General features: G+C 72.4%; 14 protein-coding genes. All 14 read right to left on the bottom strand.

Going from position 1 to position 13546, the window contains the following annotated elements:
- Positions 1-129: 129 nt before the first annotated feature.
- The 14 genes from ftsY to rsmD all read right to left on the bottom strand — a co-directional run bounded on the left by ftsY (position 130) and on the right by rsmD (position 13542).
- On the bottom strand, positions 130-1281 hold the full coding sequence (gene ftsY, locus AAG827_RS03335; protein ID WP_341924384.1) for a signal recognition particle-docking protein FtsY: 1152 nt from the start codon (positions 1279-1281) through the stop codon (positions 130-132).
- 35 nt (positions 1282-1316) lie between these two features.
- Positions 1317-1541 carry a hypothetical protein gene (locus AAG827_RS03330; RefSeq protein ID WP_341924383.1) on the bottom strand — a complete coding sequence of 75 codons (225 nt, stop codon included), beginning with the start codon at positions 1539-1541 and terminating at the stop codon, positions 1317-1319.
- Positions 1542-1608: 67 nt separating this feature from the next.
- Positions 1609-2571 (bottom strand): methyltransferase domain-containing protein, encoded by a 963-nt coding sequence (locus AAG827_RS03325; RefSeq protein ID WP_341924382.1) that lies wholly within the window; start codon positions 2569-2571, stop codon positions 1609-1611.
- Positions 2564-3022 carry a thioesterase family protein gene (locus AAG827_RS03320; protein ID WP_341924381.1) on the bottom strand — a complete coding sequence of 153 codons (459 nt, stop codon included), beginning with the start codon at positions 3020-3022 and terminating at the stop codon, positions 2564-2566. The genes AAG827_RS03325 and AAG827_RS03320 overlap by 8 nt, the downstream gene beginning before the upstream one ends.
- The gene (gene smc, locus AAG827_RS03315; protein ID WP_341924380.1) at positions 3022-6570 is read right to left on the bottom strand and encodes a chromosome segregation protein SMC; all 3549 of its coding nucleotides are present in this window, start codon (positions 6568-6570) and stop codon (positions 3022-3024) included. Before smc ends, AAG827_RS03320 begins: the two co-directional genes overlap by 1 nt.
- 132 nt (positions 6571-6702) lie before the next feature.
- Positions 6703-7953 carry an MFS transporter gene (locus AAG827_RS03310; RefSeq protein WP_341924379.1) on the bottom strand — a complete coding sequence of 417 codons (1251 nt, stop codon included), beginning with the start codon at positions 7951-7953 and terminating at the stop codon, positions 6703-6705.
- A 33-nt stretch (positions 7954-7986) separates the two neighbouring features.
- On the bottom strand, positions 7987-9495 hold the full coding sequence (locus AAG827_RS03305) for a hypothetical protein (protein ID WP_341924378.1): 1509 nt from the start codon (positions 9493-9495) through the stop codon (positions 7987-7989).
- 86 nt (positions 9496-9581) lie between these two features.
- Positions 9582-9788 (bottom strand): hypothetical protein, encoded by a 207-nt coding sequence (locus tag AAG827_RS03300; protein WP_309647905.1) that lies wholly within the window; start codon positions 9786-9788, stop codon positions 9582-9584.
- Between the two features lie 130 nt (positions 9789-9918).
- Positions 9919-10806: a bifunctional DNA-formamidopyrimidine glycosylase/DNA-(apurinic or apyrimidinic site) lyase gene (mutM, locus tag AAG827_RS03295; protein WP_341924377.1), complete on the bottom strand. Its 888-nt coding sequence runs from the start codon at positions 10804-10806 to the stop codon at positions 9919-9921.
- A 1-nt stretch (position 10807) separates the two neighbouring features.
- A complete protein-coding gene (gene rnc, locus AAG827_RS03290; RefSeq protein ID WP_341924417.1) occupies positions 10808-11542 on the bottom strand; it encodes a ribonuclease III in 735 nt (244 codons plus the stop codon).
- 16 nt (positions 11543-11558) lie between these two features.
- Positions 11559-11744 (bottom strand): 50S ribosomal protein L32, encoded by a 186-nt coding sequence (rpmF, locus tag AAG827_RS03285; RefSeq protein WP_309647903.1) that lies wholly within the window; start codon positions 11742-11744, stop codon positions 11559-11561.
- Between the two features lie 63 nt (positions 11745-11807).
- The gene (locus AAG827_RS03280; protein ID WP_341924376.1) at positions 11808-12188 is read right to left on the bottom strand and encodes a DUF177 domain-containing protein; all 381 of its coding nucleotides are present in this window, start codon (positions 12186-12188) and stop codon (positions 11808-11810) included.
- A 251-nt stretch (positions 12189-12439) separates the two neighbouring features.
- Positions 12440-12940: a pantetheine-phosphate adenylyltransferase gene (gene coaD, locus AAG827_RS03275; protein WP_341924375.1), complete on the bottom strand. Its 501-nt coding sequence runs from the start codon at positions 12938-12940 to the stop codon at positions 12440-12442.
- A gap of 11 nt (positions 12941-12951) precedes the next feature.
- A complete protein-coding gene (rsmD, locus tag AAG827_RS03270; protein ID WP_341924374.1) occupies positions 12952-13542 on the bottom strand; it encodes a 16S rRNA (guanine(966)-N(2))-methyltransferase RsmD in 591 nt (196 codons plus the stop codon).
- Between the last annotated feature and the right edge of the window lie 4 nt (positions 13543-13546).

The following is a 13546-nucleotide window of genomic DNA, read 5'->3' as shown; positions in this document are numbered from 1 at the left end:
TGGTGCACGCCGTACGCCGAGTCGGCGCGATGGTGCACGCCGATCTCCAGCCGGGATAGTGCGGGACGTTTTCGACCTCCCCAGCACGCTGGAACGTCGAAAACGTCCCGCACTTTCCGGTCGTCGAGGTCAGCCCAGGAGGGCGTCGACGAACGCGCCGGCATCGAAGGGAGCCAGGTCGTCGGCACCCTCGCCGAGACCGACGAGCTTGACGGGGACGCCGAGCTCGCGCTGGACGGCCACGACGATGCCGCCCTTGGCGGAGCCGTCGAGCTTGGTCAGGACGATGCCGGTGACGTCGACGACCTCGCTGAAGACCCGGGCCTGGATCAGGCCGTTCTGACCGGTGGTCGCGTCGAGGACGAGCAGCACCTCGGTGACCGGCGCCTGCTTCTCGATGACGCGCTTGACCTTGCCGAGCTCGTCCATGAGGCCCTGCTTGTTCTGCAGCCGACCCGCGGTGTCGACGATCACGGTGTCGACGCCCCGGTCGACGCCGTCCTTGACCGCCTCGAAGGCGACGCTGGCGGGGTCCGTGCCCTCGGGGCCGCGCACGACCTCGACGCCGACGCGCTCGCCCCAGGTCGCCAGCTGCTCGACCGCGGCGGCACGGAAGGTGTCGGCCGCGCCGAGCACGACCGAGCGCTCCTCGGCGACCAGGATCCGGGCGATCTTGCCGACGGTGGTGGTCTTGCCGGCGCCGTTGACGCCGACCACGAGCACGACGCCGGGCTTGCCGTCCTCGCCGCTGACCTGCAGCCGGCGGTCCATCGTCGGGTCGACGAGGGTGAGCAGCTCCTCACGCAGCACCGTGCGCGGGTCGCCCGCCTCGTTGCCGTCGACGCGCAGCCGGGTGCGCAGGCGCTCGACGAGCTCCTGCGTCGGGGCGACGCCCACGTCGGCGGTGAGCAGGGTGTCCTCGATGGACTCCCAGGTGTCCTCGTCGAGGCGATCACGGCTGAGCAGGGCCAGCAGGCCTCGGCCGAGGCCGCCCTGCGAGCCGGCCAGTCGCTGACGCAGCCGCACCAGCCGGGAGGCGGTGCCCTCGGGCTTCTCGAGGGCCGGAGCGGTGGGCTCGACGACCTCCGGCTCCAGGACCTCCGGCTCGAGCAGGTCCGTCGTGCCCGGCTCACCACCGGGCGGGAGGCCGAGGTCGTCGGTCCAGGTGTCGTGCAGCGGTGCCGGCTTGCGCCGGCGCGTCACCACGAGCCCGGTGACGGTCCCCACGAGGGCGAGCGCCACGAGGGCGATGAGCAGGATCACGAGAGCCAAGCCGTCCATGGCCCCAATCCAACCAGAGGCCGGTGCCGCCCCGGTCAGCGCTGTGCGGTGCCCCGTGAGGTCAGGCGGTCGGCGGTCGCGACGTCACGTGCGTCGCCCTCCGGGTCGAGGGTGGGGACGGCGTCGGCGGCACGCGCCATCGCCTCACCGAGCCAGGGGGCGGCCGGCAGCCGCTCCCCGCGGTGCGGGAAGGCGACGAAGAGGCCGACGCCCGCGCAGATCAGCAGGATGACGAGCATGGCGATCCATGCGATGAGCAAGGTGACTCCCGAGAGACGAGGAACGGATCTTCAGCCTCCCATGCCCCGAGGGGCCGCCCTTCACTCCTCAGTCGGCGCGGCCGCGTGACGTGCCCCTCATCCCCCGCACCCGTCGTACGACGCGGCGCGCGACGGAGGCACTCGGCTGCACGGCGGGTGCCGATGCCGGCGTCGACGCTGCCGCGAGGAGCCGGTCGCGCTCGGCCCGGACCCGCTCGAGCCGACCACGGGCCTGGAGCACCTCGCCCTGCAGGCGGGTCATCTCCCCGAGCATCGCGTCGAAGGTGCGGGTGAGGGCGGTGGGCAGCCCCTCGAGGGGCGCCGGCACCACGGCTCCGGACACGGGCCGGACCAGCCAGACCATCTCGTCGGGCTCGGCCCGCACCCAGGTGGCCATCTCCCCACCGAGCAGCGAGCGCGGCGTGATGCGCTGGATCGCCAGGCCGCACGACGCCAGCCGGTCCTCGAAGTCGTCGCCGTAGTAGCGCACGTGGTCGGCCTGGCCGAAGCGGCGGACGCGCTCCTCCTCGCCGGCCGACGGGTCCTCGTCGGTGACCGTGCCGGGGCGGAACGGGACCTGCAGGATGCCGAGGCCGTCGGGCGCCAGCACCCGGGCGATCTCGCGCATGGCCGCGAGGTCGTCGGGGATGTGCTCGAGCACGTGGTAGCAGACGAGGAGGTCGACCGAGTCGTCCGCCAGCGGGACGTCGGTGAGGCTGCCCAGCACGTCGACGCGGCGGTTGTCGGCGCCGAGGTCGAGCTTGAGGTGGGTCCGCGCACCGAGGCGGCCGAGCAGCGGCGTGGTCTGCGGCGACGGCGAGACCTCGAGCAGCAGGTCGACGTCGTCGAGCAGGGGCGCCAGCACGCTCAGCAGGATCGCGAAGAACCGGTGCCGCTCCAGGCTCCGGCAGCGCGGGCACGAGGCGTCGGGGCGACCGCCGGGTCCGGGCTTGAAGTCCTTGCGGACGATCCGGTCGCAGGTCGGGCAGTAACGACGCGGGAAGTCCAGGATCGAGGTCGCCTCACTCATGCGCGGCCTCGCCGGCGGGCCTCAGCAGGGGCTCGACGACCGCCCGGATCGCGTCGGGGATCGGCGTGCTGCGCCGGGCCGGGTCGGTGTTGTCGACGTAGACGTGCACGAACCGCCCTTCGGCCGCAGCCTCGTCGGAGTCGCCCTGGAAGAGCCCGATCCTGTAGACGACCGACGTGGTGCCGACCTTGTCGACGACCAGCCCGGTCTCGATCGGCTCCGGGAAGCCGATCTCGCGGAAGTAGCGGCACGACGTCTCGGCCACGACGCCGATCTGCGGCAGCGCGCGGATGTCGAGCCCGGTCTTCTCGTAGAGGTGGGCGTTGACGGCCGTGTCGAACAGCTCGTAGTAGGTCGCGTTGTTGAGGTGGCCGTAGGCGTCGTCGTCGCGCCAGCGCGTGGTGACGGTGCGCCAGGCGACGAAGTCGCCCCGCGTGGGTCTCGTGCTCATCAGACGGGCTCGGTCTCTCGCAGTCGCTGGCTGATGACGGCGCTGACGCCGTCTCCGCGCATGGTCACGCCGTAGAGGGCGTCGCCGACCTCCATGGTGCGCTTCTGGTGGGTGATGACGAGGAGCTGGGAGTTCTCGCGGAGCTCCTCGTAGATCTGCAGGAGGCGGCCCAGGTTGGTGTCGTCGAGTGCCGCCTCGACCTCGTCGAGGATGTAGAACGGCGAGGGCCGGGCCTTGAAGAGCGCGACCAGGAACGCCACGGCGACCAGGGACCGCTCGCCGCCCGACAGCAGGCTCAGCCGCTTGACCTTCTTGCCCGGCGGCCGGGCCTCGACCTCGACGCCCGTCGACAGCATGTCGCCGGGGTTGGTGAGCACCAGGCGGCCCTCACCACCGGGGAAGAGGCGAGCGAAGGTCTGGTCGAAGGCCGCGGTCACGTCGGCGAAGGCCTCGGTGAAGACGGCCTCGACCCGGGCGTCGACCTCCTTGACGATGTCGAGCAGGTCGGCGCGCGTGCGCTTGAGGTCCTCGAGCTGCTCGGTGAGGAACTTGTGCCGCTCCTCCATCGCGGAGAACTCCTCCAGCGCCAGCGGGTTGACCTTGCCGAGCATCGTCAGCTCGCGCTCGGCGGTCTTGAGCCGCTTCTGCTGCTCCTCGCGCACGAAGGGCACCGGGTCGGGCAGGGTGCCGTCGGCGTCGGGTGCCGTCGCCGGCACGTCGTTGTGGGGCCCGTAGTCGGCCGTCAGCCCGTCGGCGTCGAGCCCGAGCTCCTCGAGCGCGCGCTCCTCGAGCTGCTCGATGCGCATGCGCTGCTGGGTGCGGGCCATCTCGTCGCGGTGCACGGAGTTGACCAGCTCGTCGTGCTCGCGCGTCAGGTCGCGCAGCGCGGTGCGGCGGGTCAGGAGCTCCTGCTCGCGACCGGTGCGCGACGCCTCGACCTCCTTGCGGGCCTCCGTCGCCTGGTGGATGGAGACCTCCAGCCTGGACAGGACGTACGACGCCGCGACGCCGACCGCCTCCGCGGCCTGGCCCTCGCGGAGCAGTCGCTCGCGCCGGGCGGCGGCCTTGGCGCGGGCCTCGCGCTCGGTGCGGGCCGCCCGCATCAGCGACTCGGCGCGTCCGTGCAGGGCGCGGGCGCGCTCCTCGGCGGTGCGCAGCGCGAGCCGGGAGTCCATCTCGCCCTGGCGCGCGGCCTTGGCAGCCTCGGCCAGCCGCTCGCGCTCGGCGGTGTCGGGCTCCTCGTCGGGGGCGTCCTCGGCGGTGGCGAGACGTTGCTCGAGGTCGGCGAGCCCGGCGAGGTCCTGCTCGCGCGCGGCCTGGGCCTTCTCGATCGCCTGGCCGAGCCGGTCGGCCTCGCCGCGAGCCGAGCGGGCCGCCGAGCCGTGCTGCCCGAGCTCCTCGGCCACCGCCGCGAGCGTGGCGTCGGACTCGTGCAGCTTGGCCAGCGCCACGTCGGCGCGCTTCTGCGCCTCGAGGCGCTCGGCCTCGAGGCGGGACAGGTCGAAGGTCAGCCGCTCCGAGGCCGCGATCGCCTCGGCCAGCTGCGAGGAGGCCTCGTCGACGGCGGCCTGGATCTCGATCAGGCTGGGCTGGCTGGAGGAGCCGCCGGCCGCGAAGTGGGCACCGAGCACGTCGCCCTCGCGGGTCACCGCGGTGACGTCGGGCAGGTCGGCGACCAGGGCCTGGGCCGCGACCAGGTCGGACACGACGGCGACCTTGAAGAGCAGCCGCCGCAGCGCCGGGCGCAGGGTGTCGGGGCACTCGACGACGTCGACGGCGTAGGACGCGTGGTCGGGCAGGGCGGGCCAGGTGCGCTCGTCGGTCTCGACGAGGCCGCCGAGGAGCATGCCGGCACGACCGAGGTCGTCGGTCTTGAGGTGACCCATCGCAGCCACCGCGGAGCCCGCGTCGGTCACGGCCACCGCGTCGGCGGCGGAGCCGAGGGCGCTGGCGATCGCGGTCTCGAAGCCGGTGCGCACCGACAGCAGCGCGGCGACCGAGCCCATCAGCCCGGAGACGGTGTCGGTGGCCGCGAGCAGCGCCCCGGCGCCGTCCTTGCGGTTGAGGCCCATCTCGAGGGCGTCCTTGCGGGCGGCCAGCGACGAGCGGTCGCGGTCGGCCTGCTGGGCCTCCTCGCGGGTCTTGGCGAGGCGCTCCTCGAGGTCGTCGAGCACCTGGGTGGCGGCCTCGTGCTCCGCGTCGAGGCCCTCCTCGCCGGCGTCGAGCCCGGCGACCCGGGTCTCGAGCGCGGTGAAGTCGCGCTGGGCCCGGTCGGCGCGGGCGACGGCCTCCTCGCGGGCCAGCCCGAGCCGGCCGATCTCGTCGTCGGCCGCTGCGGCGCGTGACTTGAGCGCGTTGACCTGGCCGTGGAGGCGGGCGAGGCCCTCACGACGGTCGGCCGCGGCGCGCACCAGCCCCGCGACCCGGCGGTCCTCCTCGGCGGCCGCCTCCTCCGCCGTACGACGTCCGGTGACGGCCTGCTCCAGCGCGGTGCGCGAGGCGTCGACCTCGGCCGCGATCTGCTGCTCCTGCTGGCGGACCTGCTCGGCCTGGGCCTCGAGGTCCTCCGGGTCGCGCCCCTGGGGCTCGCTCTCGCTGATGGTCGCGGCGTTGCGCACGCGCTCGGCCGCCAGGGAGGCGGTGCCGCGCAGGCGCTCGCGGAGTCCGTTGAGGCTGTATTGCACGTCCTGGGCCCTCGACAGCGCGGGCAGGTCCTCGCGCAGCGCCGCCTCGAGCGCCGCCTCGGCCTCGCGACCCTCGGCCAGCGCCTTCTCGACCTCGGCACGACGCTCGACCAGGATCGACTCGTCGGCCATCTCCTGCTGGAGCGCGGTGCGGGCCGTGACGAGGTCGTCGGCCATCAGCCGGGCGCGGGCGTCGCGGGCGTCGGCCTGGACGCCGGCGGCACGACGGGCGACCTCGGCCTGGCGGCCCAGCGGCTTGAGCTGGCGGCGGATCTCGCTGAGCAGGTCGTTGAGGCGGGTCAGGTTGCCGTCGGTGGAGTCGAGCTTGCGGAGCGCCTTCTCCTTGCGCTTGCGGTGCTTGAGGACGCCCGCGGCCTCCTCGATGAAGCCGCGCCGGTCCTCCGGCGTCGCGTGGAGGATCGTGTCGAGCTGGCCCTGGCCGACAATGACGTGCATCTCGCGACCGATGCCGGAGTCGCTGAGCAGCTCCTGCACGTCGAGGAGCCGACAGGAGGTGCCGTTGATCGCATACTCCGACCCCCCGGAGCGGAACATCGTGCGGCTGATCGTGACCTCGGCGTACTCGATCGGCAGCGCCCCGTCGGAGTTGTCGATGGTCAGCAGCACCTCGGCGCGACCCAGAGGCGGGCGACCGGAGGTGCCCGCGAAGATGACGTCCTCCATCTTGCCGCCGCGCAGCGACTTGGCGCCCTGCTCGCCCATGACCCAGGCGAGCGCGTCGACCACGTTGGACTTGCCGGAGCCGTTGGGACCCACGATGCAGGTGATGCCCGGCTCGAGCTGGAGCGTGGTCGAGGAGGCGAAGGACTTGAACCCCTTGAGGGTCAGGCTCTTCAGGTACAACGCGAGACTCCATCAGTGGTTGGCGTGCACTGAAGCGCGGGTGCGGGGGCGACCGCCGCTGGGGAAGCTCAGCGCGCCTCACCCTACCTGCCGACGGCGCCGTCGCGGTGGAACCCCGATCCCGGGCACGGGTCACCCGGGCGCGGGGGCCTCGTCGGCGTGCGCGATGTGGGCCAGCTGGCGCCAGATCAGCACCACGAAGACGGCCGACCCGGCGAAGGCGAACCAGAACGGGGCGGTGACCCCGTAGGCCTGGGCCAGCACTCCCCCGATGCCCGCGCCGGCGACCAGCCCGCCGAAGATCCCCACGGTGTAGACCGACCCCACGCGGCCCTGGAGGGCCGTCGGCACCGCGCGCTGGCGCACCGTCACCGAGGTGGTGCCCCAGATGAAGGCGTGCGCCCCGAAGACGAAGAAGATCGCCATCGCGACCCACGGCACCGTCGTGATCGCGAGCGCTAGGTGGGTGAGGGTCTCGATGACCAGGCCGACGCGCATCAGGTTGCCCAGTGACACCCGGCGGGTGATCCAGCCGTAGGCCAGCGTGCCCAGCAGCCCGCCCACCGCCGCGATCGTGGTCAGCAGCCCGAAACCGACCGCGCCGAGCCCGAGCCGCTCGCTGGCGTAGAGGACGAGCACCGACCAGGCGGCACCGAAGGTGATGTTGAAGATGAAGATCGTCAGCACCAGCGTGCGCACGGCCGCGTGGTGACGCACCCAGCGGAAGCCCTCGACGATGTCGGCGCGCACCCGCCGATCGGGCACGCCCTCGCGCGACCCGAGCTCCGGCCGCCCCACCGACAGTCGGGAGATCAGGACCGCACCGAGCAGCACCAGCACCGCCTGCATCGCGAACGGCCACGCCATCCCGGCGGCGAAGAGCGCCGCCCCGAGAGGCGGCCCGGCGAGCTGGTTGACGGTGATGAAGCCGGTCTGCAGCCGGGCGTTGCCGATCGCCAGGTCGTCGCGCGCCACGATCATCGGCAGCAACGTGCCCGAGGCGTTGTCGGCGAAGATCTCGGCCGTCCCGAGCAGGAAGAGCGAGCCGAGCACCAACCCGACCGACACGTGCCCGGTCGCCACCGCCGAGGCCAGCACCACCAGCACCCCGCACCGCGCGAGGTCGACGGTGACCACGATCAGCCGCCGGTCGAGGCGGTCGGTCAGGGCGCCGGCGTAGAGCCCGAAGAGCAGGGGCGGCGCCCACTGCAGCAGCGCCGCCAGCGCGACGAGGAACTCCTGGTCGGTCTGTGACGCGACCAGCAGCGGACCCGCGGCCAGCGCGATCCCGTCACCGAGGTTGCTGGTCCACGACGACGCGAGCAGCCACCGGAAGTCGGTGCCGAGACGCCGCGGCACGACGGTCTCGACGAGTCTGCTCACAAGGAGCAGACCCTACGACGGGGGACGCGGGCGTCAGGCCCCGGGAGCCGGCCGCCGCCGGCGCCGCAGGGCGAGTGCGGCGGCCATCGCGGCACCCACGACCCCGAGCGGTACGACGCCGCCCGCGACCCGCTGCCCGACCGTGCGCTCGCTGCCCCTCGAGGCGGGCGGCACGGCGCCGCGGCCGTCACCCGGGACGTCGACGGCATAGACGTCGAGGCCGCGCACGAGGTCGATGGAGTAGAGCACGTTGGTGCGCGCCCCCGTCTGCTTGCCGGACGTGTAGACCGGCACCCACATGGCGTCCCAGACCTCGGAGAGGCCCCAGATCGAGTGGGCGTAGGGCTTGATGTCGCGGGGGTCGCGTACGTCGAGGACCTGGGTGCCGCCGCCGTAGAATCCGGCTGCGACCAGGCCGCCGGGGCGGTAGTCGAACCAGTGCGAGGAGCAGAAGGCACCGCGGGGCAGCGGGAAGGTGCCGAGGTCGGCCAGCTCGACCTTGTCGAGGGGGACGATCGCCGACGGGGTGCCGTCGAGGCGCTTGACCCACCAGGTCTGGAAGGACCCGGCGAGCGCGCAGTCGGTCTGCTCGTAGTCCTCCTCGGTCACCAGCAGCACGTTGCCGTTGGCGATAGAGGGGCGCTTGCCGGGCTTGAACGCCGTCGCGTTGGGCCGGAAGGAGTTGTGCAGGATGAAGTCGTTGTAGCCGGGGAAGCGCGGGTCCTCGCCGGCGCCGGCCTTGCCGGTCGTGGTGATCAGTTGCGGTCGGGCCGGCGAGGAGGCGTCCCACATCGACGCACCGCCGAAGCCGGTGTGGGTGCCGATACCGGCGGCGTCGAAGTTCCACTTGTGGCCCCCGGTCGGCGAGGCGAAGGGCTGCACCCCGGCCTGCTTCGGGCGGGCGTCGACCTCGACGGGCTTGCGGAGGTTGCGCAGGTCGAAGACGGAGAAGTCGTCGCGGCCACCGGCGGAGTAGGCGTAGCGGCAGCTGCGCTCCTCGACGCAGGCGACCGTGTGGGTGCTGGTCGACCCGGGAGTGCGGGACAGGATGGTCGGGGCCGACGGCTTCGTGACGTCGACGACGATCAGCTCGTTGCCGCCCGCGTTGACGTGCTCGATGTCGTCGGGCGCCGCCTGGACGAGGTCGACCCCGATCAGCGCGAAGCGCTGGGTGCCGCGCGAGGTGGTGCGCTCACCGCAGTTCATCGCCTCGTTCTCGAAGAGGGCGTTGAGCAGCGTGCCCACCAGACGCGGCTGCGCCGGGTCGCTGACGTTCCACACGCGCAGCGAGTCGACGCCGCTGGTGACGAAGATCGGGGCGGTCTTCATGAAGCAGCCGGAGATGCCGGTCTGCGTCGGGTTGGAGGAGAGCTGAGCGATCCGCGGGCTCTCGACGACCGAGCTGGTGCGCCCCTGTCGCTCGGACATCTCGGCGAGCCGGTCCCGGGTGCTGTCGGCCGACGCCGGTGACGCCGGGCCCGCCAGCGCGAGGGAGGAGCCGACGAGGAGGCTGGCCGCGAGGGCGGAGAGGGAGAGGCGCACGGAGGGTCAACGACGCACGTGCGGGGCGGTCACGCGAGCGCCCGGCGTGCCGGGGAGCGGACGTGCGGTGCGAGGAGCCGTGAGGCTCAGGCGGGCTGCATCTCCTGCAGGGGCGCGGTGTCGAGGTCGAGCAGGTCGGCCGCCTGGGCGGCGACGAGCCGGTCGTTCTCCTCGCTGAGCCGCAGGACCAGGTCCTCCAGCTCACGCACGCGGGTGCGGAGCCGTGCGTTGTCGGCAGACAGTCGCGGGTCTCGCAGGTCGCTGTAGATGTGTCCCATCAGCGCCTTGGCCATGACATCGAGCCTTTCGGAAGCGGTGGCGGCCCGGAGCGGGCCGTCTCCAAGCGTCCCACCGAGGGCCCCGGGGGTCAATCTGGGCTGATCTGTCCGGGACCGAGCCAGTCGGCCGAGTCAGCCGGCCGAGTCAGTCCGGGAGGGGCGTGCCGGGACGCACGACGCGGCGGGCACGCGGCGCCGGCTGGCAGGCCGGGCAGAAGTAGGACGAGCGGTTCATGAAGGCGACGCGCCGGATGGGGGTGCCGCAGCGCTCGCACGGCTCGCCCTCACGGCCGTAGGCGTGCAGCGAGCGGTCGAAGTAGCCCGACTCCCCGTTGACGTTGACGTAGAGCGCGTCGAACGACGTGCCGCCCTGACCGAGCGCCTCGCTCATCACGTCGCGGGCGTGGTCGAGCAGCGTGCGCAGCTGCGGGCCGGTCAGTCGGTCCCCCGGTCGCTCGCCGTGGAGACGGGCGCGCCAGAGCGACTCGTCGGCATAGATGTTGCCGACGCCCGAGACGAGTGCCTGGTCGAGCAGCAACCGCTTGACCCCGGAGCTGCGGCGACGGGCTCGTCGTACGAAGTCGTCGTCGTCGAAGTCGGGGTCCAGCGGGTCGCGGGCGATGTGGGCGATCTCGGCCGGGAGGTCGGCGCCGCCGGTCGACACCGACAGGCCGCCGAACATGCGCTGGTCGACGAAGCGCAGCTCGCGTCCCTCGTCGGCGCCCTCGAGCACGAAGCGCACCCGCAGGTGGCGCTCGTCGGGCAGGGTGGGCGGCTGCACGAGCATCTGACCGCTCATGCCGAGGTGGCCCAGGATCGCGTCGCCGTTGTCGAGCGGGATCCAGAGGTACTTGCCGCGCCGGCGGGCCGCCACGAGGCGTCGACCGACCAGGGCGTCGGCGAAGCCGGAGGCACCGCGGGGGTCACGGCGGACGGGCCGCTCGTGCAAGACGTCGACGCGGGTGATGGTGGCGCCGAGGACGTGGCGCTCGAGGCCGGCGCGGACGACCTCGACCTCGGGGAGCTCCGGCACGTCAGTCGGTGACGGTGGCGGTGCTGCCGGAGGCGTTGCCGGCCGCGGGGAGCCCGGCGACGATCTCGCCGTAGGCGGTCTCGGCACAGGCCTGCTCGGCCTCCTTCTTGGAACGGCCCACGCCGTTGCCGTAGACCGACTCCCCCACGCGCACCTGCGCGGTGAACGTCTTCATGTGGTCGGGGCCGTCGTCCTCGATGAGGTATTCGGGGACGCCGAGGGCGTGCTCGGCCGCCAGCTCCTGCAGGGAGGTCTTCCAGTCGAGACCCGCGCCCATGGCGGACGCGGCCTCGATGAGGGGGTCGAAGAGCAGGTGGACGACCTCGGAGGACGTGACGATCCCGCCACCGCTGAGGTGGACCGCGCCGATGACGGCCTCGACCGTGTCGGAGAGGATCGAGGCCTTGTGGCGACCACCGGTCGCCTCCTCGCCCCGGCCCAGCTTGACGTGGTCGCCGAGCCCGATGCCGATCGCCACGCCGGCCAGGGCGCGCGCGTTGACGACCGCGGCGCGCAGCTTGGCCAACCGGCCCTCGGAGAGGTCCGGGTGGGTGAGGTAGAGCGTCTCGGTCACGACGACGCCCAGCACCGAGTCGCCCAGGAACTCCAGGCGCTCGTTGGTCGGCAGCCCACCGTTCTCGTAGGCGTAGGACCGGTGCGTCAGGGCGCGCTCGAGCAGCTCGGGATCCAGCTCTGGATCACCGAGCGCTCGTCGCAGGTCGCTGTAGTTGCTCAGCGGACTGTCGCAGGCCTCAGAGGACCTGACGACGGTCGGCCTTCGCGCCGTACTGGCCGCAGGTGCCGCACGCACGGTGCGGGAGGTGCTTGGCACCACAGGCGGGGTTGGCGCAGGTCACCAGGGAGGGCGCGACGGCCTTCCACTGCGAGCGACGGTGACGCGTGTTGCTGCGCGACATCTTCCGCTTCGGGACAGCCACTGTTATCTCCTCTTACGTCGACCGGGGGCCCGGTCAGGCTCTGAACAAGTCAGTCTTCGCTGGTCAGTCTTCGTCGTGCTGGAGCTCGGTCAGCCCCGCCCAACGCGGGTCGATCGGCGCCTCGTGCGTGTGGTCGGGGTCATCCGCCAGCCGCGCGCCACACTCGACGCACAACCCGGGACAATCCTCTTCACACAGCGGCTGGAACGGTAGCGCGAGCACTACCGCGTCCCGCAGCAGGGGCTCCAGGTCGAGCAGGTCGTCCTCGAGCATGCTGACCCCGTCGTCGTCCTCGGGGTCGTACCCCTCGGTGGCGGCCTGGTCGTCGTAGAGGAACAGCTCCTGGAACCTCACGTCGACGTCGTCGTCGATCGGCTCCAGGCACCGCACGCACTCGCCCTCGAGCGAGGCCTGCGCCTCGCACGTGACCAGGACACCCTCCATGACCGCCTCGATGCGCAGGTCGAGAACGACTTGTGCACCTTCGGGGACACGAAGGACTTCGATGCCCAGATCTGCTGGGGCCGGGACGGTCCGTGACACCTCGCGCTGGGACCCCGGGCGGCGGCCGAGCTCGCGTGTATCGAGCACGAGCGGCGCTCTCGGGTCCAATTTGCTCAGTGGATCACTTTCAGTTCCGGGCACAACAGATCAGCGATGATCGTATCCGTCCGGTCGTGCCCGGAGCAAAACGCCTACGCCCCGCCGGCCTGCGCCGCCCGCTCGGCCAGCCGCGTGAGCAGCGCCGTGTTGACGAAGTCGGGGATCAGGCCGGAGACGTCGCCCCCGAAGGTCGCGACCTCCTTGACCAGGCTCGAGGCCAGGAAGGAGTACTCCGGGCTGGTGGGCACGAAGACGGTCTCGACGTCGGTGAGCGAGGAGTTCATCTGGGCCATCTGGAGCTCGTAGTCGAAGTCGCTCACGGCCCGCAGGCCCTTCACGATGGCGTGGATGCCGTGCTCCTCGCAGAAGGTCGTCAGCAGTCCCTTGAAACCGTCGACACGCACGTTGGGGAAGGGTGCGCACGCCTGCTCGAGCATGGCGATGCGCTCCTCGGCGTTGAAGAGCCGGTTCTTGGACTGGTTGACCCCGACCGCCACGACGACCTCGTCGAAGAGGGTCGAGGCGCGCTGGACGATGTCGAGGTGACCGTTGGTCACGGGGTCGAACGACCCGGGGCAGACGGCTCGGCGCACGAGGTGGTCCCTCACTCCTGCTGGTGGTCGGGGAGCCCGTCGAGGGCTGCGTGACCGTACCAAAGCACGGTCTCGCCATAGCGCTTCGACCGGGTGTCCTCGAAGCCGCTCGGCCAGGTCGGCTCGGGGCTGCGCCGGGACCGCTCGACGACCACGAGCCCACCCGGCACGAGCCAGCCGTGCTCGACCAGGGCCGCGAGGTCGGCGGCGACCCCGTCCTCGTCGAGGGGGTAGGGCGGGTCGCTGAAGACGACGTCGTAGGGAGCGGCCGGGGGGCGGCGCAGCGTCGCGGCCACGGAGACCGCACGCACGTCGGCCTTGGGGAAGCCGACGGTGCGGGCGTTGTCGCTCACCAGCGCCGCCGTGCGGCGGTCCTGCTCGACGAGGGTGACGACACCGGCGCCGCGGGACCAGGCCTCCAGGCCCACGGCTCCCGAGCCGGCGTAGAGGTCGAGGAAGCGCAGGCCGTGCAGGGAGCCGCACCACGCCTCCACGGCCGAGAAGAACGCCTCACGGACCCGGTCGCTGGTGGGCCGCGTGGTGGAGCCGGGCGGGGTCTTGAGGCGGCGGCCCTTGGCCGCGCCGGCGATGATCCGGGTCACGCGG

It is taken from the genome of Nocardioides psychrotolerans (genome assembly GCF_943371775.1).
Taxonomy (GTDB): domain Bacteria; phylum Actinomycetota; class Actinomycetes; order Propionibacteriales; family Nocardioidaceae; genus Nocardioides; species Nocardioides psychrotolerans_A.
Note: the sequence above shows the minus strand (reverse complement) of the source record. Positions and strands in the feature narration are given on the sequence as shown.

What these genes read in the sequence shown, in the direction of transcription:
- ftsY (WP_341924384.1), bottom strand. Translation starts at nt 1,281, where the DNA reads ATGGACGGCTTGGCTCTCGTGATCCTGCTCATCGCCCTCGTGGCGCTC.
- AAG827_RS03325 (WP_341924382.1), bottom strand. Translation starts at nt 2,571, where the DNA reads ATGAGTGAGGCGACCTCGATCCTGGACTTCCCGCGTCGTTACTGCCCG.
- AAG827_RS03320 (WP_341924381.1), bottom strand. Translation starts at nt 3,022, where the DNA reads ATGAGCACGAGACCCACGCGGGGCGACTTCGTCGCCTGGCGCACCGTC.
- AAG827_RS03300 (WP_309647905.1), bottom strand. Translation starts at nt 9,788, where the DNA reads ATGGCCAAGGCGCTGATGGGACACATCTACAGCGACCTGCGAGACCCG.
- AAG827_RS03280 (WP_341924376.1), bottom strand. Translation starts at nt 12,188, where the DNA reads ATGGAGGGTGTCCTGGTCACGTGCGAGGCGCAGGCCTCGCTCGAGGGC.